The 25,976-nt window shown below is 66.4% G+C and carries 25 protein-coding genes; all 25 read right to left on the bottom strand.

The genetic code is table 11. The annotated features are described in order from the left end of the window. Position 1: 1 nt before the first annotated feature. Entirely contained in the window at positions 2-463 is a 462-nt protein-coding gene (locus ENJ37_00830; GenBank protein HHL39029.1) for a PTS mannose/fructose/sorbose transporter subunit IIB, read from the bottom strand. 34 nt (positions 464-497) lie between these two features. Continuing rightward, positions 498-902, bottom strand: a complete 405-nt coding sequence (locus ENJ37_00825; protein HHL39028.1) for a PTS sugar transporter — start codon at positions 900-902, stop codon at positions 498-500. Between the two features lie 49 nt (positions 903-951). Beyond that, positions 952-1,818 (bottom strand): RNase adapter RapZ, encoded by an 867-nt coding sequence (rapZ, locus tag ENJ37_00820; GenBank protein HHL39027.1) that lies wholly within the window; start codon positions 1,816-1,818, stop codon positions 952-954. Positions 1,819-1,824: 6 nt separating this feature from the next. After that, positions 1,825-2,763, bottom strand: coding sequence for an HPr(Ser) kinase/phosphatase (gene hprK / locus ENJ37_00815; protein ID HHL39026.1), 939 nt, complete (start codon positions 2,761-2,763; stop codon positions 1,825-1,827). 37 nt (positions 2,764-2,800) lie between these two features. Beyond that, positions 2,801-3,277: a PTS sugar transporter subunit IIA gene (locus ENJ37_00810; GenBank protein HHL39025.1), complete on the bottom strand. Its 477-nt coding sequence runs from the start codon at positions 3,275-3,277 to the stop codon at positions 2,801-2,803. 339 nt (positions 3,278-3,616) lie between these two features. Continuing rightward, a complete protein-coding gene (gene raiA, locus ENJ37_00805; GenBank protein HHL39024.1) occupies positions 3,617-4,159 on the bottom strand; it encodes a ribosome-associated translation inhibitor RaiA in 543 nt (180 codons plus the stop codon). A 189-nt stretch (positions 4,160-4,348) separates the two neighbouring features. Further along, a complete protein-coding gene (rpoN, locus tag ENJ37_00800; protein HHL39023.1) occupies positions 4,349-5,869 on the bottom strand; it encodes an RNA polymerase sigma-54 factor in 1,521 nt (506 codons plus the stop codon). Positions 5,870-5,910: 41 nt separating this feature from the next. After that, positions 5,911-6,633 (bottom strand): LPS export ABC transporter ATP-binding protein, encoded by a 723-nt coding sequence (lptB, locus tag ENJ37_00795; GenBank protein HHL39022.1) that lies wholly within the window; start codon positions 6,631-6,633, stop codon positions 5,911-5,913. Between the two features lie 24 nt (positions 6,634-6,657). Beyond that, on the bottom strand, positions 6,658-7,236 hold the full coding sequence (locus ENJ37_00790; protein HHL39021.1) for a hypothetical protein: 579 nt from the start codon (positions 7,234-7,236) through the stop codon (positions 6,658-6,660). After that, positions 7,211-7,801 (bottom strand): LPS export ABC transporter periplasmic protein LptC, encoded by a 591-nt coding sequence (gene lptC / locus ENJ37_00785; protein HHL39020.1) that lies wholly within the window; start codon positions 7,799-7,801, stop codon positions 7,211-7,213. Before lptC ends, ENJ37_00790 begins: the two co-directional genes overlap by 26 nt. A gap of 437 nt (positions 7,802-8,238) precedes the next feature. Beyond that, positions 8,239-8,754, bottom strand: coding sequence for an HAD-IIIA family hydrolase (locus tag ENJ37_00780; GenBank protein ID HHL39019.1), 516 nt, complete (start codon positions 8,752-8,754; stop codon positions 8,239-8,241). A gap of 52 nt (positions 8,755-8,806) precedes the next feature. Beyond that, a complete protein-coding gene (locus ENJ37_00775; GenBank protein ID HHL39018.1) occupies positions 8,807-10,930 on the bottom strand; it encodes a DUF1926 domain-containing protein in 2,124 nt (707 codons plus the stop codon). Continuing rightward, entirely contained in the window at positions 10,927-12,174 is a 1,248-nt protein-coding gene (locus tag ENJ37_00770) for a (Fe-S)-binding protein (GenBank protein ID HHL39017.1), read from the bottom strand. The genes ENJ37_00775 and ENJ37_00770 overlap by 4 nt, the downstream gene beginning before the upstream one ends. After that, a complete protein-coding gene (locus ENJ37_00765) occupies positions 12,171-13,577 on the bottom strand; it encodes an FAD-binding protein (GenBank protein HHL39016.1) in 1,407 nt (468 codons plus the stop codon). Before ENJ37_00765 ends, ENJ37_00770 begins: the two co-directional genes overlap by 4 nt. 70 nt (positions 13,578-13,647) lie before the next feature. Beyond that, positions 13,648-14,316: a response regulator transcription factor gene (locus tag ENJ37_00760; protein ID HHL39015.1), complete on the bottom strand. Its 669-nt coding sequence runs from the start codon at positions 14,314-14,316 to the stop codon at positions 13,648-13,650. Positions 14,317-14,339: 23 nt separating this feature from the next. Next, the gene (locus ENJ37_00755; protein HHL39014.1) at positions 14,340-15,596 is read right to left on the bottom strand and encodes an insulinase family protein; all 1,257 of its coding nucleotides are present in this window, start codon (positions 15,594-15,596) and stop codon (positions 14,340-14,342) included. Positions 15,597-16,032: 436 nt separating this feature from the next. Next, a complete protein-coding gene (pnp, locus tag ENJ37_00750; GenBank protein ID HHL39013.1) occupies positions 16,033-18,141 on the bottom strand; it encodes a polyribonucleotide nucleotidyltransferase in 2,109 nt (702 codons plus the stop codon). Between the two features lie 136 nt (positions 18,142-18,277). Then, complete coding sequence (locus ENJ37_00745) at positions 18,278-18,544, bottom strand: 30S ribosomal protein S15 (GenBank protein HHL39012.1); 267 nt, start codon at positions 18,542-18,544, stop codon at positions 18,278-18,280. Positions 18,545-18,967: 423 nt separating this feature from the next. Next, on the bottom strand, positions 18,968-19,897 hold the full coding sequence (gene truB, locus ENJ37_00740; protein HHL39011.1) for a tRNA pseudouridine(55) synthase TruB: 930 nt from the start codon (positions 19,895-19,897) through the stop codon (positions 18,968-18,970). Continuing rightward, positions 19,897-20,889 carry a bifunctional oligoribonuclease/PAP phosphatase NrnA gene (locus ENJ37_00735; protein HHL39010.1) on the bottom strand — a complete coding sequence of 331 codons (993 nt, stop codon included), beginning with the start codon at positions 20,887-20,889 and terminating at the stop codon, positions 19,897-19,899. Before ENJ37_00735 ends, truB begins: the two co-directional genes overlap by 1 nt. Before the next feature lie 16 nt (positions 20,890-20,905). Further along, a complete protein-coding gene (gene rbfA / locus ENJ37_00730; GenBank protein ID HHL39009.1) occupies positions 20,906-21,271 on the bottom strand; it encodes a 30S ribosome-binding factor RbfA in 366 nt (121 codons plus the stop codon). A 17-nt stretch (positions 21,272-21,288) separates the two neighbouring features. After that, complete coding sequence (locus ENJ37_00725) at positions 21,289-21,576, bottom strand: DUF503 domain-containing protein (protein ID HHL39008.1); 288 nt, start codon at positions 21,574-21,576, stop codon at positions 21,289-21,291. A gap of 63 nt (positions 21,577-21,639) precedes the next feature. Further along, complete coding sequence (locus ENJ37_00720; protein HHL39007.1) at positions 21,640-24,063, bottom strand: translation initiation factor IF-2; 2,424 nt, start codon at positions 24,061-24,063, stop codon at positions 21,640-21,642. 31 nt (positions 24,064-24,094) lie between these two features. Then, on the bottom strand, positions 24,095-24,403 hold the full coding sequence (locus ENJ37_00715) for a YlxR family protein (GenBank protein ID HHL39006.1): 309 nt from the start codon (positions 24,401-24,403) through the stop codon (positions 24,095-24,097). After that, positions 24,403-25,896, bottom strand: a complete 1,494-nt coding sequence (nusA, locus tag ENJ37_00710) for a transcription termination/antitermination protein NusA (protein ID HHL39005.1) — start codon at positions 25,894-25,896, stop codon at positions 24,403-24,405. Before nusA ends, ENJ37_00715 begins: the two co-directional genes overlap by 1 nt. Positions 25,897-25,976 lie beyond the last annotated feature (80 nt).

The raw sequence follows: 25,976 nt of genomic DNA, 5'->3' as shown, positions 1-25,976 counted from the left end.
CTCAGTGGAACGACTTGGAGGGCCTGCTCGGCACGTCCCGTATATCCACCCTCACGCCCAGACCCTCGAAGCGTTCGAGTATGTGCTCTTCCTCCACCGTGATCCGCACCGACTCGGTGACCTCGCGGGCGTCGCCGTCGTGGTGGATGTTGCCGATGTTGAGCGTCGAGAAACGCAGGCCCGAGTCGTACAGCCGCATGGCGTCGCGCAGGCACGCCGTGACCACCATGAGGTTGGAGTCCCTGAAGGTCCCCGAGTTCACGGCCTCCACGGCGCCGCGAATGGTCGTGACTATTACGGCCAGCCCCTTGTGGGCGCACGAGCGCAGCACCGTGCACTGGAAGCTGTCGGCCGCCGCCTCGTCGGAAGCCACGATGACCACGTCGGCCTTGACGAAGGGGACCCAGGCCGCCACGACCTGGCCGTGTATGAGTCTGTCGTCGACCCTTATGAGCTTGAGCATCTGACGCGGTGCCGCCTCTTCACGGGCGAGGAGGCTACTCCTGCTTCGCCTTGAGCATGGCGCTGGCCAGAACCATGCTCTCGCGGCCCTGCTCGACGAGCATGGTCACGAGCTCGCCGAGGGGTTTGTTCCGCCTGTAGGATTCGAACTTGACGAGCATGGGCAGGTTGACGCCCGTGAGGACCTCCACCCTGTCCTTCTCCAGCAGCGACAGCGCGATGTTCGTCGGCGTGCCGCCGAACATGTCGGTGAAGATCACCGCGCCCTCCTCCCCGACCTCGGCTACCGCCGCGGTGAGAAGCGCCTTTATCTCCTCCGACGTCTCTTCCTTCCCCACCGCCAGCGCCCGGACCTTCTCGACCCTGCCGACGATGAGCTCCGCCGTCTCCAGCAGGCTTGCGGCCAGCGGGCCGTGGGTTATGATCACTGCTCCAATCATGGCGTTTCGACGGACCGGCGGCGCGGGCTGCGCCGGGCGGCTGCTTCCCTCATGTCTTTTCCATGTCCCTGAAGCGCTTGCGGGTCACTATGCCGTCCGACCCGAGCGCCGAAGCGAGATAGTCCGCTATGGCCACCGAACGGTGCCTGCCGCCGGTGCAGCCGATGGCGACGGTCAGGTACGACTTGCCCTCCTTCATGTAAAGAGGCAGCAGATACCGCAGGAACTCCACGTATCGCCTGAGAAACTCCCTGGTCTCGCCGCGCGAGAGCACGAACTCCCTCACCCTCTCGTCAAGGCCCGTGAACGCCCTGAGAGAGTCCACGAAGTGAGGGTTGGGCAGAAACCTCACGTCCATCACCAGGTCGGCGTCGGCGGGCACGCCGTAGCGGTAGCCGAAGGAGACGAAGCTCAGGACCATCTTCTCGCCCTCCCGGCTCTCGGCGAAGTACTCGCTCACGGCCTCCTTGAGCTGGTGGACGTTGTAGTGCGTCGTGTCTATGACGCGGTCGGCCCTGGCCTTGAGCTCGCCCAGAAGCTCGCGCTCGAGCCGCAGCCCCTCTATGGGGCTCAGGTCCCCGCCCAGCGGATGGCGTCTTCGCGTCTCGCTGAACCTCTTTACCAGCGCCTCGTCGGAGGCCTCGAAGAAGACGAGCTCGCCCCTTACGCCGGGCTCGTTCTTTATGGCCGAGAAGATGGCCGGGAAGTCCTTGAGAAAGCCCCTCTCGCGCACGTCGACCACGGTGGCGGCCCTGGAGATGTCCTCGGAGCTGGAGAGCAGCTCCACGAACTTGGGCAGCAGCATGACCGGCAGGTTGTCCACGCAGAAGTACCCCATGTCCTCGAGCACGTTCAGCACCGTGCTCTTGCCCGAGCCCGAAAGCCCGCTCAGCACCACGAGCCTTACCTCCCTCACCGCAGCCTACCTCCCGGACCTCACCAGTCTCTTGTTGAGCCTGCGGGCGAACTCCCTGGCCGAGTTGTAGCCCATTATCTTCAGTATCTGGTTGCGCGCGGCGACCTCCACTATGGTGGCGATGCTGCGCCCCGGGCTCACGGGAACGACGAAGTAGGGGAGCTCCACGCCGAGTATCTCGTAGCTCATCTCCTCGAGGCCTATGCGCTCGTACTCGCCCGCCGGGTCCCACCTCACAAGCTCCACCACTATATCCATCTGCTTTCTTTCCCTTATGGCCGTGATGCCGAAGAGGTCCTTTATGTTGACTATCCCCAGGCCCCTCACCTCCATGTGGTAGCGCGAGAGGTCGACGGCCGTGCCGAAGAGCACCGACGGCGGCATGCGCTTTATGACGACCACGTCGTCGGCCACGAGCCTGTGGCCCCGCGAGATGAGGTCCAGCGCGCATTCGCTCTTTCCTATGCCGCTCTTGCCGAGCACCAGTATGCCCACGCCGAGCACGTCCATGAAGACGCCGTGCAGCGTTGTGACCGGCGCGAGCCTCTCCTCGAGGAACTTGGTGAGGCGGTCTATGAGGACCGACGACGTATGGGACGAGGCCAGCACGGGGATGCCGTTGCGGTCTCCGAGCTCGACGAGGAAGGCGGGCGGCTCTATGCCCCTGGTGACGATGACGGCCGGTATGCGGGCGCGCTCGAGCGTGCCGAGAGCGCGCTCGAGGTCAGCGGCGTCGAGGCTTGTGAGGTAGCCGATCTCGGCCGCCCCGAGGATCTGCACCCTGTCGGAGTGGAGCTCCTCGAGCAGTCCGGTGAGCAGGAGTCCCGGCTTCTGGATGCGCGAGGTCTCGATCTCGCGCCCCAGTCCCTCGGCGCCCGCCACGACCCTGAGAGCGAGCCTGGCGGCGACGGAGTCGGCGAGGAGTTCCTTTATGGGTATTCCCATCTTCCCCGCTTCGTCCCCTCCGGCGCCGGAACGGCCCTCATACGGCCCGTCTGACGATCCTCTTTTCTTCGTCCCTTATGATCCTGCATATCTCGCTGCCGTCGGCCGCGGCCATGAGCCTCTCCCTCACCGAGTCGTCCCTTACGAGCCTGGAGACCGCGGAGAGGACGTCGAGATGCTCCTTCACGGCGCTCTCCGGGGCGACGATCAGAAAGAAGAGGTGGACCGGCTCGTCATCGAGGGTCTGGAAGTCGATGCCGCGAAGGCTCCTTGCAAAGTAGACGTGGACGCGGTCTATCCCCTTGAGCTTGCAGTGCGGTATGGCCACGCCGTGACCGATGGCCGTGCTTCCGAGCTTCTCCCTCTCAAGGAGCGACTCGATGAGCACGTCGCACTCTATGCCGTCGACCTTGGCGGCGAGGTCCCTGCACATCTCCTCGAGGAGCCCGCGCTTGTCTTCGGCCTCGACCTGCGGGGCGACGAACTCCTCGCTGAGCAGTTGCGATAAAAGCATCTCTTTCACCTCTTCGGCGGCGCAAGGGGGCCGCGCCCCCCGGGGAAGACCCGACTCGCCCTGCCGGAGCCTTTTGTTAAGGAAGCTCTGATTAATTACCCTGAGGGAACTTTTTTGTAAAAGGGTCACAGACCCACGGTTCCCTCAGACTCCCTCAAAAGACTTTTGACGCCCTGCGGATCACCCCGATTTTGCAAGCAAAATCGGGGTGACCCGCAGGGATTTAAAAGTCTTTGAAGGGGGTCTGGGGGAAACGGGGGCCTATGGCCCTTCTACAGAAAGTTTCCCCCGGTGTAATAAAGCGGCATCGCCCCTATAAGGTGAGGGCCGGTACGGCCCTCACCTGGTCCGGGTCTCTATGAGCCCGTAGTTGCCGTCGCTTCTCCTGTAGATTACGCTTATGTTGTTCGTCGACGAGTCGGTGAAGACGAGGAAGTCGTTGTCCACCATGTCCATCTGCAGGGTCGCCTCCTCGACGGACATGGGCTTGACGAACTGGTTCTCGGTCTTTACGATCCTCGGCCCCGGCTGTGAGGCCGGGGCGGCCGCAGCGCCTGCTCCGGCGGCCATCGCCTCGGCGACGGCGGGCGCGGCCTTGTGGTTTTTGACCTTCTCCTTGTGCCTTTTCACCTGCTTTTCGAGCTTGTCGATGACCGTGTCGATGGCCGCGTAGAGGTCCTGCGTGTCCTCGTGGGCCTTGATGGTGAGCCCGCCGGCGACGACGGTGGCGTCGGCGTTGTGCCGCCTCTTCTCGACGGAGAGGACCCAGTGGACCTCGGCGGGCTCGGTGAGGTACCTCGCAATCCTCGCCGTCTTCTCCTCGGCGTAGCTTCTAAGCGGTTCCGACGACTCCATGTGCCTGAATGTAACGGTAACGCGCATATACCAACCCTCCGATGATTTGTTCCGAAGCGAAGACGCCTCTTCTGCGGGGAGCCTCCCGCCCGGCCCCGGCGCCCGGAAAGCCCCGTGGCCGCCGCGGCGCGGACTCGGCGGCCGCCGCCCTCTCCCCCTTTCCGCGCGCAGCGCCGTCGGCGCCGCGGCGGCGGCCGGCGGAAGCACGCGCGGCGTTCAGAAACTCTTTTTGCGCCTCGTTGACGATAGGAAGCCCATGGACTCCCTGTACTTGGCCACCGTGCGCCTTGCCACGTCTATGCCCGCCTCGCGCAGCTTCTCGACGAGCTGCTTGTCGCTCAGCGGGGAAGCGGGGTCCTCGCTCTCGATGATCTTCCTGAGCCGCTCCTTTATGTACTCCACGGCCACGGCGTCTCCGCCGCCTCCGCCCAGGCTCGACGAGAAGAAGAACTTGAGCTCGTAGATGCCGCGGGGCGTGTGCACGTACTTGTTGGATGTCACGCGGCTCACCGTGGACTCGTGGACGTCTATGTCCTCGGCCACGTCCTTGAGGACCAGGGGCTTGAGGTACTTGAGCCCCTTGTCGAGAAACTCCTGCTGGAAGCGGACGATGCTCTCGACCACCCTGTAGATGGTGCGCTGGCGCTGCTGGACGCTCTTTATCAGCCATGCCGCCGAGCGCAGCTTCTCCTGTATATAGCCCTTGGCCTCCTCGTTCATGGCCCCGCCCGACTTGAGCAGGCGCTTGTAGTAGCCGCTCACCTTGAGCTTGGGCATGCCGTCTTCGTTGAGGGTGACCACGTACCTGCCGTCCACCTTGTGGACGTAGACGTCGGGGACGATGACGCGGGAGTCGTCGGAGCCGAAGGCCGAACCCGGCGCCGGGCTCAGCGACCTGCTTATGGTCCTCGCCGCCTCGGCCACCTCTTCCGCCGTGACGCCCAGGTCCCGGGCTATGGCCTTGAGATTCTTGCGCGCCAGCGTGTCGAGGTGGCGGCAGATTATCTCTTCCACGAGGGTGTCGCGCACGGGCAGGGAGCGGGCCTGGAGCAGCAGGCACTCTCTGACGCTGCGCGCCCCGGCGCCGGGGGGGTCGAAGTCCTGGATGACGGCCAGCACCCGCTCGACGTCGCTCACGGCGACTCCCGTATGGGAGGCTATGACCTCGACGGCCCTCCATTCGGGGTCGCCGGGGCCGCTGAAGGGGAGCAGAGCGCCCCGGGGGCGGTCCGCTCCGCACCCCCCTCCCAGCTCTGCGCCTCCCTGCTCATACTGCGCCGCGGTCCGCTCGTCGGCGGACTCGACGACGCGCAGGTAGCCGTTTTCGTCGATGTTGCCTATTATGAACTCGCCGAGCTTGAAATCCTCGTCGGGGAGACCGGCCATGACGAGCTGCCAGTAGAGGTGGTCGCCGAGAGAGCTGCCCGCCGACGAGACGTTCTCCACATAGCCGTCCTCGTCGCGGGCGCTGAAGTCCACGCCCGGCATCCGGGTGTCGTGGTAGTCGTCGAGGTAGGACTGCCAGTCTATCTCGGTGCGCGTATCCTCTTCCCGCTTGACCTCCCGTCCCTCGGCCTCGATGGTGTCCTCGAGGACCGGGTTGGTCTGGATCTCCTCGCGCACCATCGTCTCGAGCTCGATCTTGGGCAGGAGCAGCAGCTTGATGGCGAGCTGGAGCTGCGGCGTCATCACGAGCTGCTGGGTGAGCCTGAGTTCCTGTCTTACTTCGTATGCCATCGACACCTTGAGAAGACCCGCAGCGTTCCGTCCCTGGGGCTTCAGAGCCTGAACCTCTCGCCCAGGTAGACCTCCCGCACGCGGCGGCTCTCCAGTATGCGCTCCGGAGCGCCGGCCTCGAGCAGCCTTCCCTCGCCTATGATGTACGCCCTGTCACAGATGCCGAGCGTGGCGCCCACGTTGTGATCCGTGACGAGTATGCCTATGCCCTTGTCCCGCAGCTCGGTGACGATGTCCTGTATGTCGCCCACCGCCTTCGGGTCTATGCCCGAGAACGGCTCGTCCAGGAGCAGGAAGGCCGGCTCGTTGACCATGGCCCTCGCTATCTCGACCCTGCGCCTTTCGCCGCCCGAGAGGGCGTAGGCCTTGACGCCCCGCAGGTGCTCCACGCCGAGCTCGCGCAACTGCCTGTCGAGGCGCTCCTCGAGCTCGCCCGGCCCGAGGTCCTGGAACTCCAGTATGGCCCTGATGTTCTCCTCCACCGTGAGCTTGCGGAAGACCGAGGGCTCCTGGGGGAGATAGCTTATGCCGAGCCTGGCCCGCCGGTACATGGAGACGGCCGTTATGTCGGTGTCGTCGAGCATGACGCGGCCGCTGTCGGGGGTCACAAGCCCCACGGTCATGTAGAAGGTCGTGGTCTTGCCGGCGCCGTTGGGCCCCAGAAGTCCCACGATCTCACCCTGCGCGACGTCGAGGGTCACGCCGTCGACCACGCGCCTGCCCTTGAAAGACTTGACGAGCTCCCTTACTTCCAGCCTCTTCATCGTCACCGGCGGACCCGGAGCCGGTCAGCGGCCGAAGCCGCACAGCGCGCGGTCGTCGGCATCGGGCGGCGGCGTCTTGTCGGCGCACTCGCCGCCCTCGGGCGTTATGACGGCCCGCACGCGGCCGTCCCGCTCGCTCTCCACAACGGCGTTCTCATCGTCGAGGTATATGGTTATCCTGTCCCCGGTGATGACGTTGGCGCACTGTCGCACCTCGGGCTCTCCGGTGAGGACGATGACCCTCTTTACGCCGTCGTAGACGGCCTTCCGCCCCACCGCCGTCTTGTCGCCCTCCACGACCTTGACGTTGCCGAGGGCCACTATCTCTTTGATCTCCCGGTTCTCGTCGGCGTAGAGGTGGAGTTCGTCGCTGCAGAGGACGAACTCCTCGCGGGCCACGACCTCGCCCTTGAATACGATGAGGCCCTTGTCCTTGTAGGCCTCCATGGTCCTGGAGGTGACGGTTATGGGACCCCTGGGCCTGTACTCGCCGCCCTCTTTCCCGCTGGCGGCTCCGACCGTCGAGGCGGCCAGCACGAAGACGGCGGCGAGAAGAGACGGCAGCCGCACCCCTTTCTCAGATGGCCGACAGCAACGATGCATCCTTCAGTACCGTCTTCACGTCATCGAGTACGGTCAGTCTCCCCTCGTCTATATCTATGCGGAGGCCCACGCCGTCCACGTCGAAGGCCGCGCTGAAGAGTCTCACCTCGTCGTCCGTGCTGATGCGCTTTTCATCGGTGAAGTAGCTTATCCTCTCGGTCTCGAGCCTGTAGCCGCCTCCGCCGGCCTCGACGGAGACGACGGTAACGCCGCCGCTCACATCGATGCGTCCGGCGGACCCGAAGTACCTCCCCTCCCGGCCGCGCAGCGTATAGGTGCCGGCCTCCGAGTAGAGCACGGCCTTCACGTCGTCGAGCACCGCCAGGTCCTCACCCTTGTAGTACGTGGCCGTCTCGGCCTCGAGCTCCCACTCCCTGCGGCCCTCCTTCATGCCCGAGTAGCGGACGTTGTCGATCTTCACGCCCATGCCGGCCTCGCGGTCTACGGTCATCCTTATGGCGTTGACCTCGCGCTTTATGCGGCCGTTGACCAGCGACAGCGCCGCCAGGGCGGCGACAGAGAGGACGATGAAGGTAACGAGAAAACCTTTGAGCCTTCGATTCAAGGCGTTTCACCCCCAGGCCGCACCAACCGCCCGCCGCGGAGCGCCTTGCGCCGCCGGGCGGAAAAGACCGCGGACCTATGAAAATTATAACACCGGCCCTGCGGGCTGTAAAGTCATTTGTCGCCGCCCCTATCCACTCCAAGTGCCCACAAAACAAAAGGAATTTCTGATTCATCGCACCGAGGGAACCTTTTTGTAAAGGGTCATGGACCCACGGGTCATAGACCCACGGTTCCCTCAGACTCCCTCCAAAAACTTTTAACGCCCTGCGGATCATCCCGATTTTGCACAAGCAAAATCGGGATGATCCGCAGGGAATTAAAAGTCTTTGAAGGGGGTCTGGGGGAAACTTTCTACAGAAAGTTTCCCCCAGCGTAATTAATCAGAGCTTCCAAAAGAAATCCGAATGTCGGCGCGGCCTGTCGTCTCCACGCCCCTCAGTCGAGATAGCGGCTCATGAGGGTCTTCCACCGCCCCTGCGTCTTGAGTATGAGCTCGCAGACCTCGCGCACCGCGCCGCGGCCGCCGGGAAGGGAGGTGACGTAGTGGACCCGCTCCTTCACCTCGGCCACGGCGTCGGCGACGGCGACCGAGAAGCCGGCCCTGGAGAGCACGGGCAGGTCCACCACGTCGTCGCCCACGTATGCCGTCTCGGCCGCCGAGAGCCCCGTCCTTTCGAGCAGCTCGGCGAAGGCCGCGCGCTTGTCCGTGGCCCCCTGGAAGAGCATCTCTATGGAGAGGTCGGCGGCGCGCAGTTCCACGACCCTGGAGGTGCGGGCCGTTATGACGGCCGCCTCGAGCCCCGCCCTGCGAAGCAGCTTTATGCCGTGGCCGTCCTTGACGTTGAAGGCCTTCGTCTCCAGGCCGGCGTCGTCATAGATGATCGAGCCGTCGGTGAGCACGCCGTCCACGTCGAGCACAAGAAGTCTTACGGCCCTCACCTTCCGGGCCAGCTCTTCGGGCAGTTCCATCGCCGAAAGTTCCTTTCCCGCCGCCCCCGCTCCCTCAGACGGCCCGGAGCTCGAGACGGAGCGTCCTTTCAAGGAGCGCCCCGGCCTCGAGATCGAGGGGGTAGACGATGTGGAGGGCCGTGCCCTGGTATATCCTCTCGAAGCCGCCCTCGGAGAGCGATACGGTCTCGACCGGAAAGCTCCAGAGCCCCGCCGCGGCGTCGAGGGCGAATGATGCGGCCACGCCGGCGTAGGTGTCGACGAGCTCGAACGAGCTCACCTCCCTGTCGTCGCCTGTGACGCCGAGCCCCCGCACCGCGCCGTCGCCAAGGCGCAGGCTCACGGCCGGACCGGCGCAGCCCGGAAGACATACGTTGAACTCCACGGTCAGGAGCAGGCCGTCAATGGGCGCGGCGCCGGTGTTTACGGCCCTTATGCCCATCGTCACCACCGCCCCCTCGAGGCTCACCGACTTCTCCACGGAGAGCGTCGTCTCACCGACGGCCGACTCCCTCTTCATGACGAGCGTCCTTCCCGGGAACGCCGCTTCGTAGGGGGAGCGGTGGAGGTCCGAGAGCTCGGTCTGCCCGCAAGAGCGGAGGCTTTCGGGTCCCTCACCCCGGCCGTAGACGTGGAGGCGGAGGCAAGTGCGCCTGAGGTCGTCGAAGTTCAGGTATCTTTCCAGGCCCTCTTCCTTGACGAGCACCACGTCGTGGATGCTCCTGGCCCCGCCGCCGTGCTCTCCGCCGCCGCGGCCGCCCGCGGCCCGTTCGAGCCTGGAGTGGTAGCCCTCGTACCAGCGCGAAAGGGTGTTGCAGAGGTTCACGGCCGCCGGCCTGAAGTCGATCTCGGCGAGCGTGCCGCCGTCGTCGGGGTCGGCGAAGAGCGAGACTTCGCTTGTGCGCATCGCCGCCTCGTCGAAGCCGTCGCAGTCCAGGTCCATGAACTCCGGCTCCGCCGCCCCGCCGGGGGCTATGATATTCTCGGCCCTTATGAGCTCGCCGTAGAGCCTTGCGCGGAGGTGGGGAAGGTAGAGACCGCCGAAGACGCCGTGCCAGTAGGCGTCGTTGCACTGGGCCATGTAGAGGCTGCGGCGGGCCTGCTCAATGGAGTCGTCGGAGAGAGCGGCCTCGCCCTCCCGCCGGCCGCGGCTTCGCGCCTCCTCGATCCTGCCGCTCACGTCGAGCATCCTCTTGTGCATCCAGTCGCTCTCGGGGTACTTGGCCAGGAAGTTGCGCCACGCACCGCCCTGGACGAACCGCAGTATGCGTTCCCCGTCGGGCCTCGCCTTGAGCTCCTCCACCACCTCGGCGTAGGCCCTCGACGCCTCGGCCGGCAGGGCCCACTCGCCGAGCTCCATGTAGGAAGTGGTCGGCAGGTAGACCCTCCCAAGCGGCGGCTCCTCGTCGAGGTGCTCGGAGAATGTGACGGGGCGCAGCCACGACGACGCCCCCTCGACGGTATCGAGGAAACTCTCAAGCCAGCCCTCGTCGAAGACCCAGCGCTGCGTTCCGGGCCAGACGCCGAACTTCTCGCCGTCGTCGGCGAAGATGGCCGTGTAGCGCCCGCCCGACCCCTCTTCGAGCCCCCGCACGTACTCCTCGAAACGCCCGGCCGGCTCGAAGGGTATGAGGTAGCGCAGCCGCTCGTTGCCGGGGAAGACCTTCACGGCCTCGCCCACGTCCTCGGTGATGTAGCAGCCGCCGAGCTCTTCGCCGCGCAGCCCCGACTTCCTGAAGTGGTAGTCGTCGACGACGACGTACTCGAGCCCAGCCCCCCTTATGCAGCCCGGAAGCGCAGGGTCCCAGACCCTCTCGGCGAGCCACATGCCCCGAGGCCGCCTGCCGAATAGCTCCTCGATGCGACGGGAGAGCATGGCGATCTGGCCCAGCCGGTCGCGCCCCGGTATGACGGCCAGCACGGGCTCGTAATAGCCGCCGCCGAGCATCTCAACCCGGCCGTCCTCGACCATGGACCTCAGGAGGGCTATGTACTCCGGCCGGTTAGCGGCGAGCCAGTCGAGCAGGTAGCCCGTTATGTGCATGGAGAGCCTGATGCGGCGGCGCCGCGACAGGGCCTCGAGAAAGGGACGGTAGCTCTTCTCGTAAGCCTCCTCCATGACCGACGGGAAGTTGCCCACCGGCTGATGGATGTGTATGCAGAAGATGAACCGTGTCACAGAAGCTCCACCACGTGGACGACCTTCGCCTCCGCGCCGAAGCGGTGGAGGCCGTCTCCTATCTGCACCATGCAGCCCGGACAGGCCGTGGCCACCACCTGCGCGCCGCTATCCTTTATGTTCTCCACCTTCTCCCTCGTAATCTCCATGCTCATGCGGTAGTTGGTGAGGCTCAGCCCGCCGCCGAGGCCGCAGCACGAGCAGGGCCTTCTCATCTCGACGAACCTGTTGCCGCTGCGTTCGATGAGCTCGCGGGGCTGGTCCTTCACGCCCTGGTAGCGCGCGAGGTGACAGGGGTCGTGGTATGTGACCGTCGCGCCCCCGGCGCCGCCGCGCCCTCCGCCCCAGCCCGTCACATCGGCAAGGAGCTCGGTTATGTCCATGACCCTTGAGGAGAAGGCGGCCGCCCTGGCGATCATGTCGCCGCCGTCCCCGGCGAAGAGATCGGTGTAGAGGCCCCGCAGCGCATGGGTGCAGGTGGCGCAGGCCGTGGTGACGTAGTCGTAGCCGCCCTGCTCGAAGACCTCCATGTTCCTGAGCGCAAGCGAGCGGGCCGTCTCGCGGTCCCCGAGGGAGAGTGCCGGCATCCCGCAGCATAGCTGCCCCGCCGGCGCCTCGACCGAGGCTCCGGCCCCGGCGAGCGCCCTGAACGAGGCCTCGCCCACGCGGGGCAGGAGGTAGTTTATGACGCAGCCCGCGAAAAAGCCCACCTTCGGCTCCCCGCCCGCCGGACCTTCCCGCCGGGCCGCCCGCCCCCCGCCAAGAAAGGGCGCCGGGGGGAGCTCGGGCAGGCAGCGCCGCCCGCCGAGGAGATCGAACCTCGTCACGGCCCCTCCTCCCGACGGATCGGACTTCATGACAAGTCCCCGCAGCGTGGAGGCGAGCCTGAAGACGAGGCCCATACGCGAGGGCGAGCCGAGCAGGCCGTTGAGCACGAAGCCGGCTCCGGCGGGCAGACCGTCGCGCTCCACGGCCTGCGCCCTGGCGGCGAGCACGAGCGAAGGCACGTCCACGCCCCGCGGGCAGGCCGCCGCGCAGGAGCCGCAGAGCGTGCACTCCCGTATGCTCCGGAGGTAGGCGTCGCCGAAGTCCTCTCCGCCGGCCCTTGCGCCGATGAGCGCCACCCTGCCCCGCGGGCTCGCCCCCTCGCGGCCCACGACCCCGTAGGCGGGACAGCCGCTCCTGCAGGAGCCGCAGCGCACGCAGCGGCGCGCCATCTCACTGCAGTCGGAGAGGATGGTCACGGCGAGGCGGCCCTCCCGGCGGCCGCCTCGCCGGGAAAGACCTTTCCCGGGTTGAGCACGCCCATGGGGTCGAAGGCCGCCTTTATGCGCTTCATGAGCGCCACCACTTCGGCCGAAAGCTCCATGGAGAGGTACGGCGCCTTGGACGTGCCGATGCCGTGCTCGCCGGAGATGGTGCCGCCGAGCCTGAGCGCGAGTTCGAAGACATCCCTTACGGCCGCCTCGCCGCGGGCCGCCTCGTCGGCGTCGGAGTCGTCGATCATGACGTTGACGTGTATGTTGCCGTCGCCGGCGTGTCCGAAGCAGGCTATGAGCACCTCCCTGCGCCCGGCCACCTCTCTCACGCCGTCGACGAGCTCGACGATCCTGGCTCTCGGCACGACGACGTCCTCGTTGATCTTGCGGGGCCTCAGCCTCGAAAGCGCCGGGCTCATGGCCCGCCGGGCCTTCCACAGCTCCCTCCTCTCGGCCCCGTCGGCCGCGGCCCTCACCTCCACGGCCCCGGCGGCGCGGCAGAGCTCCGCTATGCGGGCCGCCTCGCCCTCGACAGCCTCCGCCGCGCCGTCCACTTCGATGAGCAGCATGGCGCCGGCGCCGCCCAGGTCAAGGCCCGCGTACTCCTCCACGCACCTTATGCACTCGCCGTCCATGAGCTCGAGCGTGCACGGAACGATCCTGGCCCCGGTTATCTCGGCCACGGCCGAGGCCGCGCAAGCCACGTCGGCGAATACGGCGCGAAGGGTCTTGAGCGCCAGGGGCCTTGGCACGAGCCTGAGCCGCGCCCCCGTCACAACGCCGAGCGTGCCTTCCGAGCCGACCAGAAGCCTCGTGAGGTCGTAGCCGACGACCCCCTTCGCGGCGGCCGTGCCGGTCTCTATTATCTCGCCCGTCGGCAGCACGGCCTCCAGGCCCAGCACGTAGTCGCGGGTGACGCCGTACTTGACGGCCCTCGGCCCTCCGGCGCACTCGGCTATGTTGCCTCCGATGGTGCAGAACTTGAGGCTCGTCGGGTCGGGGGGGTAGAAGAGCCCCAGGGCCTCGACCCGGTCCTGGAGCTCGCCTGTCACCACGCCGGGCTCCACGAGGGCCGTAAGGTTCGCCTCGTCCACCTCGACGATGCGGTTCATGCGCTCCGTGCTCAGCACCACGCCGCCGCGCACGGGCAGGCTGCCGCCCGTAAAGCCGCTGCCGGCGCCCCTGGGCACGACGGCGAACCCCTCGGCGCAGGCCGTCTTCAGCACGAACGCCACATCGCCGGCGTCGCGGGGGAAGACGACGCCGTCGGGCCTGAAGAGCTCACCGGTGGCGTCGTAGCCGTAGCAGAGCCTGTCCTCGTCGGAGAAGGACGCGTTCTCCGAGCCCAGAAACCTCTTGAGCTCGTTCTTTACGCTCGCCTTCATCATGAGTGGAGTCGTTCGCCGCGGAGAGCGCCCTCCGCAGCGAAGCTCACGGAACCTGCGCGCCTCCTCCCGCTCATGCCTTCTTGAGCACGTATCCCACGCCGCGCACCGTGTGTATGAGGCGGCGCTTGGGGTCGTGGTCGAGCTTGGAGCGCAGGCGATTTATGTAGACGTCGACTATATTGGTCTCGCTGTCGAAGGTCTGGTCCCAGATGTGCTCGGCTATGAGGGCCCGCGAAAGAACGCGGTTGGGGTTGCGAAGCAGGTATTCGAGCAGGGCGTACTCCTTGAGGGTCAGCTCTATCTCCCTGTCGCCCCTCCTGGCCTTGCGCGTGAGGGGGTTCAGGCTCAGGTCCTCGAACTCGAGCACCGGCACGCCCTCGCCGCCGCGCCTCATGAGCGCCCTCACCCTGGCCAGAAGCTCCTCGAAGGCGAAGGGCTTTGGCAGGTAGTCGTCGGCGCCGAGGTCCAGGCCCTTGACCCGGTCCTCCACCGAATCGAGCGCCGTGAGCAGGATTACGGGCGACGATATCCTCGCCTCCTTGAGCTCCTTCAGCACCTCGAGGCCGTTTTTCCTGGGCAGCAGGATGTCGAGGATGATGACGTCGTACTCGTTGGCCTTCGCGTACAGGAGCCCCTCCTCGCCGTCGACCGACACGTCCACGGCGTAGCCCTCCTGTTCGAGCCCCCGCTTGATGAAGGAGGCGACCTTCTTCTCGTCTTCGACCAAAAGGATTCTCATCGCAACCCCTCGGCGGCCGTGCTTCAGCGCTTGAGGCGCTCGGGCAGCCGCCTTCTCGTCACATCTCCCAGCGCCACGAGTGCAAGGTCCTCTTCTCTGAGGAACTCCCTTGCCGTCCCTCTTATCTCCTCTTCGGTGACCCCCTCTATCTCTTCGACTATCCTGTCTACGGTCATCACGTCGCCGAAGTATATCTCGTCGCGGGCGATCTTCATCATCCTGCTCTCGCTGGTCTCGAGGCCGAGCAGGATGCCGCCCTTGAGCTGTTCCTTGGCGCGGGCGAGCTCGTCGGCCTTGACCCCCCGCCTCAGCCTTGCGAACTCCTTCAGCACGATCTCGACCACCTCTGCGAAGGCCTCCTTCGTCGTCCCGGCGTAGACGACGAGCGAGCCCGCGTCGAGGCAGAGGTTGAGATAGGAGTAGACCGAGTAGGCCAGGCCCCGCTTTTCGCGCACCTCCTGGAAGAGCCGCGAGCTCATGCCGCCGCCCAGTATGGTGTTGAGCAGGTAGAGGCGGTAGCGCCTCGGGTCCGACTGGCTCACCCCCGGCACGCCCATGCACAGGTGCACCTGTTCGAGCGGACGCCTCACGATACGCACGCCGCGGTTCGCTGCGGGCGCACCGTCCCTTGCCGTGCGCCCCGCCGCAGCGCCGCGGCCCAGGCTGCCCTCGAGGGTCTCGGCCAGCCTCGCGGAATCGAGCTTGCCGGCGGCCACGACGAAGACGTTGCCCGGATGGTAGTGCGCGCCGTAATAGTCGAGGAGTGTCGCCCTGTCCACGGCCCCGATCCTCTCCATGGTGCCGAGGATCGGCCTGCCGAGGGGATGGCCCTTCCAGAAGAACTCGTTGAAGAGGTCATGGACGAGGTCGTCGGGCGTGTCCTCGACCATCCGTATCTCCTGGAGCACCACCTGGCGCTCCTTTTCGAGCTCTCCGGCATCGAAGGCGGGGTTGAGGTAGATGTCGCTCAGCAGGTCCACGGCCAGCGCAAGGTCATCGCCCAGCACCTTGGCGTAGAAGCAGGTATACTCCTTGCCGGTGAAGGCGTTGAGCATCCCTCCCACCGACTCTATCTCCCGCGCTATGTCGAGGGCCGTTCTTCGCCCCGTGCCCTTGAAGAGCATGTGCTCGATGAAGTGGGATACGCCGTGGGCCCGGCGCGGCTCGTCACGGGAGCCTGCGGCCACCCACAGCCCGATGGTCACCGACTCCACGTCGGGCATCTGCTCCACAATGACGCCGACGCCGTTGGAAAGCCTCGTCCTGCTTATGCGAAACATCCGACCTCCATGCCGTCCCCCGGCACCAAAAAAAGACCCCGGGGCAACGCACCCCGGGGCATCGCATGCAAGGCCGCCTCCCCATCACCCGAGGGGACCTCCTGGTAAAAGGGCCGCAGCCCCGGTCCCTCAGCCTCCCTCCAGGATTTTCGGCGCCCAGCGGCGCGGCCCGCGGGAGGTTCGGGCCGCAAGGGCGTAAAGAGTTTCCCCCTGACACGGCCCGACCCTCACGCGGGCCGCCGCATCTTCGAGGGGGGCGGAGAGACGCGGGCCCGCGGCCATTGCGCGGACAGTCTCCCCTGCGGTAACGAATCAGAGTCTCCTCGGGCAGAGCCCCCTTGCAGAGGGGACCGCTTCGCTGCGGGCCCTGCGGCCCCCGCCCGTCAACGAGCTCATTTCGAGTTCCGCCGCACCCCGCGGGGGTGGCCGGCAGTGCCTACTCCTCGGCCGGCAGCGTCTGGCCGAGGGCCTCCTTGCGGGAGAGACGGATCTTGCCGTCCCTGTCTATGTCGAGGACCTTGACCAGCACCTCGTCTCCCTCGTTGAGCACGTCGCGCACCGTCTTGACCCTGCCTCTTTCGAGCTGCGAGATGTGGCAGAGCCCCTCGGTGCCCGGGAATATCTCGATGAAGGCGCCGAAGTCGACGATCTTCTTGACCTTGCCCATGTAGAGCTTGCCGACCTCGGCCTCCTGGGTCAGCTCCCTCACGATCTTGACGGCCTTCTTGGCCGCCTCTTCGTCGGCCGAGGCGATATTGACCTTGCCCATCGGTCCCGAGTCGTCGATATCGATCTTCACCCCCGTCTCCTGGATTATGGAGCGGATGACCTTTCCGCCGGGCCCGATGACGTCCTTTATCTTTTCCGGCTTTATCTCGATGGTTATGATCCTCGGCGCGTAGGTCGATATCTCCTTGCGCGGGGCCTCTATGGCCTTGCGCATCTTCTCCAGTATGTGGAGACGGCCCTCGCGGGCCTGGTGGAGCGCCTTGCGGAGTATGTCGGCCGACAGTCCGCCGGTCTTTATGTCCATCTGGAGCGCCGTGATGCCGTCGGTCGTGCCGGCCACCTTGAAGTCCATGTCGCCGAGATGGTCCTCGTCGCCGAGGATGTCGGAGAGGACGGCGACCTTGTCGCCCTCTTTTATGAGCCCCATGGCGATGCCGGCCACGTGGGTCCTCACGGGCACGCCGGCGTCCATGAGCGATAGCGAGGCGCCGCAGACCGTGGCCATCGACGACGAGCCGTTGGACTCGAGGATGTCGGAGACCACCCTCACCGTATAGGGGAAGTCGGTGCCCTCGCCGGGGAGCACCTTCGTGACCGCCCTCTCGGCAAGCGCGCCGTGGCCTATCTCGCGGCGGCCGGGACCGCGCAGGAAGCGGACCTCGCCGACGCTGAAGGGCGGGAAGTTGTAGTGGAGCATGAACTTCTTGTACTCCCAGCCCGAGAGGGCGTCTATCTTCTGCTCGTCCTCGGCCGTGCCCAGCGTGGTCACCACCATGGCCTGGGTCTCGCCCCTGGTGAAGAGCGCCGAGCCGTGGGTTCTGGGCAGAAGCCCCACGTCGCAGGTGATGTCCCTTATATCGGTGTGGCCGCGGCCGTCGACCCTGCGGCCCTCATCGAGCACCTGCCGGCGCATCATCTCGTACTTGAGGTCCGAGAAGGCCCGCTTTATCTGGGCCTCCATCTCCTCGAACTCTCCTGAGAGGGCCTCGACGACCTCCTTCTTGGCGGCGTCGAGGGCCGCGTAGCGCTCGAGCTTGGTCGGCACGGCAAGGGCCTCGGCGAGCTTGCCGGAGGCCACCTCCCTGACCCTCGCCTCCAGGGCCGGGTCTGTACGCTCGGGCTCCACCTCGAGCTTCGTCTTTCCCACCTCGCTTATGATCTGGCTCTGGAGCTCGATGAGCCCCTGCATGGAGCGGTGGGCGTACTCGAGGGCCTCGAGCGCGCGATCCTCGGAGACCTCCCAGGCCCCGCCCTCGACCATGATGATGCCGCCGCTGTTGCCGGCCACGATGAAATCGAGCTCGCTCTCCTTCTGCTGCTTGAGGCTCGGGTTGCATACGAGCTCGCCGTCGACGACGCCCACCCTCACGGCCGCGATGGGACCGAGAAAGGGGATGTCCGAAACGCCGAGCGCGATGGAGGCTCCGATGAGGGCCGCTATCTCGGGGTCGTTCTCCTGGTCCACCGACAGGACCGTGGCTATGACCTGCGTCTCGTATGCGTAGCCGTCGGCGAAGAGCGGGCGCAGGGGCCGGTCTATGAGCCTCGAGCAGAGGACCTCCTTTTCGCTGGGCCTGCCCTCGCGCTTGAAGAAACCGCCCGGTATCTTGCCGGCCGCGTAGGTCATCTCCGTATAGTTCACCGTAAGCGGCAGGAAGTCGGCCCCCTCCACGGGAGAACCGGAACGGCACGCCGTAATCAGCACCACCGTGTCTCCGTACCTCACCGTACAGGAGCCGTGCGACTGTCTGGCCATCTTCCCTATCTCAATATGCAGCGCCCTTCCGCCGTACTCTATCTCGTATCGCCTTATCATTATCTCTCGGTTCTCCTCTTCGCTTTTTCTTCCTTCCTTGCCGCCTGACCGCAAAAAGACGCACCAAGGCCCCGAACGCCCGAACCGGCGCCCCGGGCCGCATCACGCCCCCCTCTATGTGGAGAGAGCTTCCGGCTCAACGCCTGAGCCCGAGCCTCTTGATGAGTCCCTTGTAGCGCTCCACGTCCTTGCGCTTGAGGTAGTCGAGCAGGCGCCTGCGCTTGCCGACCATCTTGAGCAGCCCCCTGCGCGAGTGGTGATCGCCCTTGTGTCCCTTCAGGTGCTCGCTCAGCGTCGTTATCCTCTCGGTGAGGAGCGCCACCTGGACCTCCGGCGACCCCGTATCCCTCTCATGGGTCTTGAAGTCCTTTATGAGCTCCTGCTTCCTCTCGCCTGTCAACATCTAACTTCTCTCCTCCTTTCAACGGTAAGAAGTCTTCCCTTGCCTGCCGAGCGGGGAAGACCCCGCGGCCTCCCCCCATCCCCTCTCCAGAGACTTTCCATGCTCCTCGAGCGGCGCCGGTCCCTGCGTTCGCCGAAGCAGACGGGGGCCCTCAGCCCAAAGAAGAAGTCCGGGGGATTCCCCCCACGCCCGCCGCCTGCGGCGCGGCCCCGGGGATCGGGCCGCGCCGCAGGCGGGATTTTTTACGCCCTTGCGGCCCGTTCCCCCGGGCCGCGCCGTCATATTACGGACAACCTGCGAGCCCTGACGAGACGCAAGCCTGCGCCCCCTTGCGGCCCCCCTGCGCCCCCCTGCGCGCCACGCCCCCGCTTCTTCGGAAGGTCTTCTCCAGGCTCACGGTCCCTGCGCGCCACGCCGTGCACGTCAGCGGCCGCCGCGTCCCGCGCCTCGGGCCGGGGCGACGAGCACCCTTTCGAGCCTGAAGACCCCTGCGCCGCTGTAGCGCCCCAGGGCCAGGAGCCTGCCGCCGTGGACAAATCTTACCATCTCTCCGGCGGCAAGGGAAGAGGAAAAAGACGACAGGCCCTCCCTGGGCGCGGCGCCCATGCTGATGGCCCTGGCCGCCTCGGCGTCGACGACCACGTCCCTCGCCCCCTTCATGGTGCGGCGCAACGCCCGCTCCAGCGGAATCAAGGCCGAGGCGAGGAGACTGGGGGCGGCGTCCGGGGAGACGGCCTCGTCCAAGGTGAACTCGCCGCTTCTCGTGCGGCGCAGCGCCCTCATGTGGGCGCCGCAGCCGACGATGCGTCCCGCGTCGCGGCATATGCTGCGCACGTAGGTCCCCTTCGAGCAACGCAGCCGGAACTCCACGTCCGGCAGCTCGACCCTCTCGACCTCGAGCTCGAAGACCCGCACGCGCCTCGGCTTACGCTCCACCTCGCGCCCGCGCCGGGCGAGCTTGTACAGCGGCGTTCCCCCGTGCTTCACGGCCGAGTACATGGGCGGCACCTGTTCGACGACCCCCACGAAGCGGCCGAGGGCGGCCGTTACGTCGCCGGCCGTGACGGCCGACCAGTCGCCGCGGGAGACGACCTCGCCGTCGGCATCGTCCGTGTCGGTCTCGCAGCCGATCCGCATGGTGACGACGTACTCCTTCACGTCGCCCTCGAGAAAGCGCGCGCACCGCGTGGCGCCGTTTACGACGAGGGGCAGCACGCCGGTGGCCGAGGGATCGAGTGTTCCGAGGTGGCCGACCTTTCCCGCTCCGAGCGCCTTCTTGACGCCGCTCACCACATCGTGTGAGGTCGGGCCGGCGGGCTTGTCGATGACGAGCACGCCGTCGGGCACGGCCATCACCGTCCGCCTCTCCTCTCCCGGCCCGCATACGCCGGCTCCTCGAAGGCGGCGGCCAGCGCGCCGAAGAGCCTCTTTCTCACCCCCTCGACGTCGCCGTCGATGAAGCAGCCGGCCGCGTTGCGGTGGCCGCCTCCGCCGAAGCGGCCGGCCACGGCCGATACGTCCACCGCGCCCTTGGAGCGCATACTGATCTTGAAGAGGCCGGGACGGGCCTCCCTGAAGAAGACGCCCACCTCCACGCCAGCGAGGCCGCGGGCGTAGTTGACGAAGCCGTCGGTGAGCTCGGCGTCGGCGCCGAGCTCGGCGAGCGCGTCCAGGGTCACGTAGAGCGAGGCGACCCTCGAGGAAAAGGGCGGCTCATCGACGAGCTCGAGCGTATCGAGCGCCCTGGCCAGGAGCTTGTACTTCTTCAGGGGCTGGCTCTCGTAGACGCGGACCGACACGTCCCACGGGCTTGCGCCCAGCGCCACGAGCTCGCCGGCCTTCCCGAAGGCCTCGGGCGTGGACGAGCTGTAGCGGAACGAACCGGTATCGGTAAGTATGGCGACGTAGAGGTTGACGGCCGTATCCCTCGATAGCGGAAGCGAGGCCGCCCGGATGAGATCGTAGACCACCTCGCCAGCCGACGACGCGCCGGGCACCACGACGTTTATGTCGCCGAAACGGTCGTTGCCTGCATGGTGATCGAGGTTGACGAGCGTGCCGGCCCCGTCGAAGGCGCAGAAGAGTTCGCCTATCCTCTCCTTGGCGCCGCAGTCGACGGCGAAGGTGGCGTCGAAGGGGCCGAGACCCGAAAGCTCGTGGACGACACCGTCGGCCCCGGGCAGAAAGCGGTATACCTCCGGCACCGGGTCCTCGAGGTAGGCCGTCACGTGGAAGCCCCCTTCCCTCAACGCCGCCGTCAGGCCGAAGAGCGAGCCCAGGGCGTCGCCCTCGGGGCTTACGTGGGAGGTCACGAGGAAACGGCCTCCCCGCCTTATGACCTCCATGACCTCGCCGAACCTCTCAGCGTCCTTCTTCATCGTCCTCCCTGATGTCGCGCAGTATGCGTTCTATGCGGCTGCCGTACTCGATGGAGTCGTCGAAGAGAAAGTCCACCACCGGTATGTGCTTGAGGTCCAGGCTCTTGGCCAGGCGGCGCCTTATGAAGCCGCAGGCGCTCATGAGCCCCTCGCGGCTGCGTCTCCTCTGCTGCTCGTCGTCGCCGAGCATGGAGAAGAAGACATGGGCGAGCTTGAGGTCCCTGCTCATCTTGACCCGCGTGATGGTTACGAAACCGACCCGCGGGTCCTTTATGTCTCCGTGCTGGAGCAGCTCGGCGATCTCCTTTTTTATGAGGTCGCCGACCCTCTCGGCGCGACTGTACGACAGGCTCATGGGCTATACCTTCAACAGTTGACTATCTCCATCCGGTGGTCGGCCAGCTCGGCCCCGCCGGCGGTCTCCACGAAGTCGACGATCCTGTCGGCCAGGGAGTTGACCACGGCCCTGTCCACGCCCACGGCGGCCACACCGATGACGGCGCTCTGCCAGAGGTCGTGGTCGCCCACCTCGGCCACCGAGACGTTGAAGCGGTTTCTGACCCTGGCGGTGACGGCCTTCACAACCTGGCGCTTGCCCTTGAGCGAACGGCTGCCGTGGATGATGAGCCTCAGTCTCAGGATGGCGACCACCATGTGCGAGAGATATGCCTGTGATAAGGGGGGCCTTCCGGCCTGTTGGGGGCGGGAGCGCCGCCGTTACAGCGTTGCGGCCTCTTCCTTCAGTATGTAGGCCTCGATGGTGTCGCCCACCTTCACGTCGTTGTAGCCATCTATGAGGATGCCGCACTCGTAGCCCGAGGCGACCTCCCTCACGTCCTCCTTGAACCTCTTGAGCGAGGCTATCTTGCCGTCGTAGATGACCACGTTGTCGCGGATGAGGCGCACGTGGGCGGTGCGCATGATCTTGCCGTCGCGCACGTAGCAACCGGCCACGTTGCCGACCCTGGATATCCTTATCACGTCACGCACCTCGGCGGAGCCGAGCACCTCTTCGCGCATGACGGGCTCGAGCATGCCCTCCATGGCGTTGCGCACGTCGTCGACGAGGTCGTAGATGACGTTGTAGAGGCGCATGTCGACCTTTTCCCTGTCGGCCAGCGCCTGGGCCTTGGGTTCGGGTCTCACGTTGAAGCCGACGATGATGGCGTTGGAGGCGGCGGCGAGCATGACGTCGCCCTCGTTGATGCCGCCCACGGCGCCGTGTATGACGTTGAGCTTTATGGCCTTGCTCGGCAGCTTGTCGAGCGCGTCCTTGACGGCCTCGATGGAGCCGTGGACGTCGGCCTTGATTATGAGGTTGAGCTCCTTGACCTCGCCCTGGCTTATCTTCTCGTAGAGGTCCGACAGGCTCACCTTGGCGGTCTTCAGAAGCTCCTTTTCCTGCGCCTTGCGCTGCCTTATGGCCGCCACCTGCTTGGCCGTGGCCTCGTCCTTGACGACGATGAAGGTGTCGCCCGCCTGGGGCACGCCCGATATGCCGAGTATCTCCACCGGCACCGACGGCCCGGCCTCGGCGATGCGCTTTCCCCTGTCGTTTATCATGGCCCGCACGCGGCCGTAGTTGACGCCCGTGACGAAGGCGTCGCCCGTGCGAAGCGTGCCGCTCTGGATGAGGACCGTCGAGACGGGGCCGCGCCCCTTGTCGAGCTTCGCCTCGACGACGACGCCGCGGGCGGGCGCGTCCTTGACGGCCTTAAGCTCGAGCATCTCGGACTGGAGGATTATGAGCTCGAGCAGTTCCTTTATATTGATGCGCTTCTTGGCCGATATCTCGCAGAACAGGGTATCGCCGCCCCACTCCTCGGGGACGAGGTCGTACTCGGTGAGCTTCTGTTTGAGCTTTTCGGGGTCCGCGTCGGGCAGGTCTATCTTGTTTATGGCCACTATCAGTGGCACGCCGGCGGCCCTGGCGTGGTTTATGGCCTCCACGGTCTGGGGCATGACGCCGTCGTTTGCAGCCACGACGAGCACAACGAGGTCCGTCACCTTGGCGCCGCGGGCCCTCATGGTTGTGAAGGCCTCGTGTCCCGGTGTGTCGAGGAAGGTGATGTCGCCCCTGTCGAGGTGGACGTGATAGGCGCCTATGTGCTGGGTTATGCCGCCGGCCTCGCCGCTTACGGTGTCGGTCTCCCTTATGGCGTCGAGCAGGCTCGTCTTGCCGTGGTCGACGTGTCCCATGACGGTCACCACCGGCGCCCTCGGCACCTTTTCGGCCTCCTCCTCGCCGGCCGGGGCGAAACCGGTGAGCTCCTCCTCCTGCACGGCGGCGTTCTCGACCTCGAAGCCGAACTCGGCGGCCACGACGGCGGCCGAGTCGACGTCTATGAACTGGTTGACCGTCGCCATCACGCCAAGCGACATGAGCTTTTTTATGATCTCCCCGGCCTTGACGCCGATACGCTGCGAGAGGTCGGCGACACTTATGGCGTCTACGACCTTTATTATGCGCTTGGCGCCCTTGGGTACGGTGATCTCCGTCTTCTTGAGCGGTCTGGCGTGGTGGATCTGCTGCCCCCTGCGGCCCTGGGGCCTCTCGGCCCTGTCGGCCGCGCGCTTGCCCCGGGGCTTGCCCTTGCCCTTCTTGAAGGGCTGCTGGGGGAAGGTCCTGCGCGGCTGTTCGACGGCCTTCTCGAAGAACTTGACCTCTTTTTTGCGGACGGGCTCCTTTTTCTGGGGCCTCCCGGCCTCGGGCCGGGGCCTGGCCGCCCTGACTCCGGCGGGAGGGGCGCCCTTTTCCGTTGGGGCCGGCCTGACGGCGGGCTTTCTTGCGGCGGGCCGCGCCTCCTCCGTTGCGGCAGGCTCGGCGGCGGCCTCCGTCGCCGTAGCGGCCTGAGCCTCCTTTTCCGTCGAGGGGCCTTGCGCCTTGGCGGGCTCGGGCTGCTGGCCTGGGGCCGGGGCGGACGGCGGCGCGGGCGTGGTCTCGGGCCGCTCCGGCGTACCCCCGGCCGCTGCGGTCTCCGCCTCGGCACCGGCGGTCCCGGCCGGCGCAGCGCCCTTTTCGGCGGCCTTTTCCTCCTCCGGCGCGACCACCTTTCTCGTGCGCCTGCGCCTTATGACGGAGGGCTTTATCCGCTTCTCCTCGATGGTCTCGGCTGCTTCCTGTTTTTCCTTTTCCGTCATGTCCGTCCCGGTTCGTCCTCGAGTGTATTCGTTATTTCTCCCCCGCCGCACGGCCGCAGGGCATGGTCGTTTCACGGGGCGCGGCCTCCGCGCCGCCGACGACGGCCGCCACCAGAGTGTCGGCGTCCGGCACGGCCACCCTGCGCCTGAGAGCGGCGCTGAAGAGCCCCCTGCGCCTGAGAGCGGCGCGCACGCACGAAGGGTCGGGACAGAGATAGACCCCCCGTCCGCCCAATCTTCCGTGCCTGTCGACGGCGAGCACTCCGCCGGAGGCCGCAAGCCTTACGAGCTCTCCGGCCGGTCTTGCGCGCCTGCAGCCGACACAGGTCCTCGTGGGCATCAGGCCCTGCCCCTGTACTCCTCTATGGCGGCCCTTATCCTGTCGAGCGCCTCGGCGTCGAGCCCCTCGATCTCGCCGAGCACGTCGATCTCGGCGCCGGCGAGGCTCTCCACGGTGGTGAAACCGGCCTCCCTCAGCGCCGCCGCCGCCTCGTCGCCTATGCCGAGGGCGGCGAGCTCGTCCGGCCGGGAAGGGGCCTGGTTCTGCGCGCCCTCCGCGCCGTCGCCGGCCTCTTCGGCCCCCTCGGCGGCCGCAGCGGCCCCGCTCTGCGCGCCGGCCGCCGTCTCTGGGCTCTCCTCGGCCCCGCCCGCGGCGGCCCCGGCTTCAGGGGGCGCCGCCTCCACCGTCCCGGCTTCGGCGCTCGCGGCTTCGGCGCTCGCGGCTTCGGCGGCCATGCTCTGGGCCATGTGGGCCTCCACCTCGAGACGCAGCGCCTCCTCGGGCGTAAGCGCCTCGCCGGCCCTCGCCTCCTCCTCGGTGCGTATGTCTATCTTCCAGCCCGTCAGCTTGGCCGCGAGCCTCACGTTCTGCCCCCGCTTGCCTATGGCGAGGGAGAGCTGGTCCTCGGGCACTATCACCTCGAGGGCCTTCTCCTCCTCGTCGACTATGACCTTCGTGATCTGCGCGGGGGAGAGGATGTTCTTTGCGAAGACGGCCGGCTCGTCGGACCAGTGGACGATGTCTATCTTCTCGCCCTTGAGCTCCTGGACGACGGCCTGCACGCGCGAGCCCCGTATGCCCACGCAGGCGCCGACGGGGTCGACGTCGGGATTGTTGGAGGCGACCGCTATCTTGGCCCTGTCGCCGGGCTCGCGCGAGCAGGCCTTTATCTCCACAATCCCCTCGTAGACCTCGGGCACCTCGAGCTCGAAGAGTTTTTTGAGGAAGTCGGGATGGGTCCTGGAGATGATCACCTGGGGCCCCTTGGCCTCCTTCCGCACGTCGATGACCAGTCCGCGGATCCTCTCGCCCTGACGGTAGCCCTCGCGCCGCACCTGCTCCTTGCGGGGCAGCAGCGCCTCGGTCCTGCCGAGGTCCACTATCATGTCGCCCTTCTCGAAGCGCTGGACTATGCCCGTTATTATCTCGCCCTTCTTGGAGCTGTACTCGTTATAGACGAGCTCGCGCTCGGCCTCGCGGACCTTCTGAATGATGATCTGCTTGGCCGTCTGGGCGTCTATGCGTCCGAACTCGCTGGCGTTGAGCTTGACGCCTATGCTGTCGCCTATGACGGCCTCTGGGTCGAGCTCCCTCGCCTCTTCGAGCGTCATCTCCAGGTCCGGGTCCTCGACCTCCTCCACCACGGTCTTGAAGACGAAGAGCTCTATCTCGCCCCTGTCCTCGGCGTAATGGGCCTCGATGTCCTTTGTGGCTCCGAACCTCTTTTCGGCGGCCTTGAGCATGGCCGACTCCAGGGCGTCGATGAGGACCTCCTTGCCTATGCCCTTGTCCTTCCCCACCTGTTCGATAATGTTGGCCAGACTGAGCGCCATATGTTTACCTGCCTCCGGAATGTAACGTATTGTCTATGCCCGCTCGACGCGGCGGCGCGGCGGCGCGCCGCCGCAGGCCT

It is taken from the genome of Deltaproteobacteria bacterium, from assembly GCA_011375175.1.
GTDB lineage: Bacteria > Desulfobacterota > GWC2-55-46 > GWC2-55-46 > DRME01 > DRME01.
The sequence above is the reverse complement of the archived record's forward strand: the minus strand, read 5'-3'. Positions and strand labels throughout refer to the sequence as shown.

What these genes read in the sequence shown, in the direction of transcription:
- ENJ37_00830 (HHL39029.1), bottom strand. Translation starts at nt 463, where the DNA reads ATGCTCAAGCTCATAAGGGTCGACGACAGACTCATACACGGCCAGGTC.
- ENJ37_00825 (HHL39028.1), bottom strand. Translation starts at nt 902, where the DNA reads ATGATTGGAGCAGTGATCATAACCCACGGCCCGCTGGCCGCAAGCCTG.
- hprK (HHL39026.1), bottom strand. Translation starts at nt 2,763, where the DNA reads ATGGGAATACCCATAAAGGAACTCCTCGCCGACTCCGTCGCCGCCAGG.
- ENJ37_00810 (HHL39025.1), bottom strand. Translation starts at nt 3,277, where the DNA reads ATGCTTTTATCGCAACTGCTCAGCGAGGAGTTCGTCGCCCCGCAGGTC.
- raiA (HHL39024.1), bottom strand. Translation starts at nt 4,159, where the DNA reads ATGCGCGTTACCGTTACATTCAGGCACATGGAGTCGTCGGAACCGCTT.
- rpoN (HHL39023.1), bottom strand. Translation starts at nt 5,869, where the DNA reads ATGGCATACGAAGTAAGACAGGAACTCAGGCTCACCCAGCAGCTCGTG.
- lptB (HHL39022.1), bottom strand. Translation starts at nt 6,633, where the DNA reads ATGAAGAGGCTGGAAGTAAGGGAGCTCGTCAAGTCTTTCAAGGGCAGG.
- ENJ37_00790 (HHL39021.1), bottom strand. Translation starts at nt 7,236, where the DNA reads ATGCATCGTTGCTGTCGGCCATCTGAGAAAGGGGTGCGGCTGCCGTCT.
- ENJ37_00765 (HHL39016.1), bottom strand. Translation starts at nt 13,577, where the DNA reads ATGATGAAGGCGAGCGTAAAGAACGAGCTCAAGAGGTTTCTGGGCTCG.
- ENJ37_00760 (HHL39015.1), bottom strand. Translation starts at nt 14,316, where the DNA reads ATGAGAATCCTTTTGGTCGAAGACGAGAAGAAGGTCGCCTCCTTCATC.
- ENJ37_00755 (HHL39014.1), bottom strand. Translation starts at nt 15,596, where the DNA reads ATGTTTCGCATAAGCAGGACGAGGCTTTCCAACGGCGTCGGCGTCATT.
- pnp (HHL39013.1), bottom strand. Translation starts at nt 18,141, where the DNA reads ATGATAAGGCGATACGAGATAGAGTACGGCGGAAGGGCGCTGCATATT.
- ENJ37_00745 (HHL39012.1), bottom strand. Translation starts at nt 18,544, where the DNA reads ATGTTGACAGGCGAGAGGAAGCAGGAGCTCATAAAGGACTTCAAGACC.
- truB (HHL39011.1), bottom strand. Translation starts at nt 19,897, where the DNA reads ATGGCCGTGCCCGACGGCGTGCTCGTCATCGACAAGCCCGCCGGCCCG.
- ENJ37_00735 (HHL39010.1), bottom strand. Translation starts at nt 20,889, where the DNA reads ATGGAGGTCATAAGGCGGGGAGGCCGTTTCCTCGTGACCTCCCACGTA.
- ENJ37_00725 (HHL39008.1), bottom strand. Translation starts at nt 21,576, where the DNA reads ATGGTGGTCGCCATCCTGAGACTGAGGCTCATCATCCACGGCAGCCGT.
- ENJ37_00720 (HHL39007.1), bottom strand. Translation starts at nt 24,063, where the DNA reads ATGACGGAAAAGGAAAAACAGGAAGCAGCCGAGACCATCGAGGAGAAG.
- ENJ37_00715 (HHL39006.1), bottom strand. Translation starts at nt 24,403, where the DNA reads ATGCCCACGAGGACCTGTGTCGGCTGCAGGCGCGCAAGACCGGCCGGA.
- nusA (HHL39005.1), bottom strand. Translation starts at nt 25,896, where the DNA reads ATGGCGCTCAGTCTGGCCAACATTATCGAACAGGTGGGGAAGGACAAG.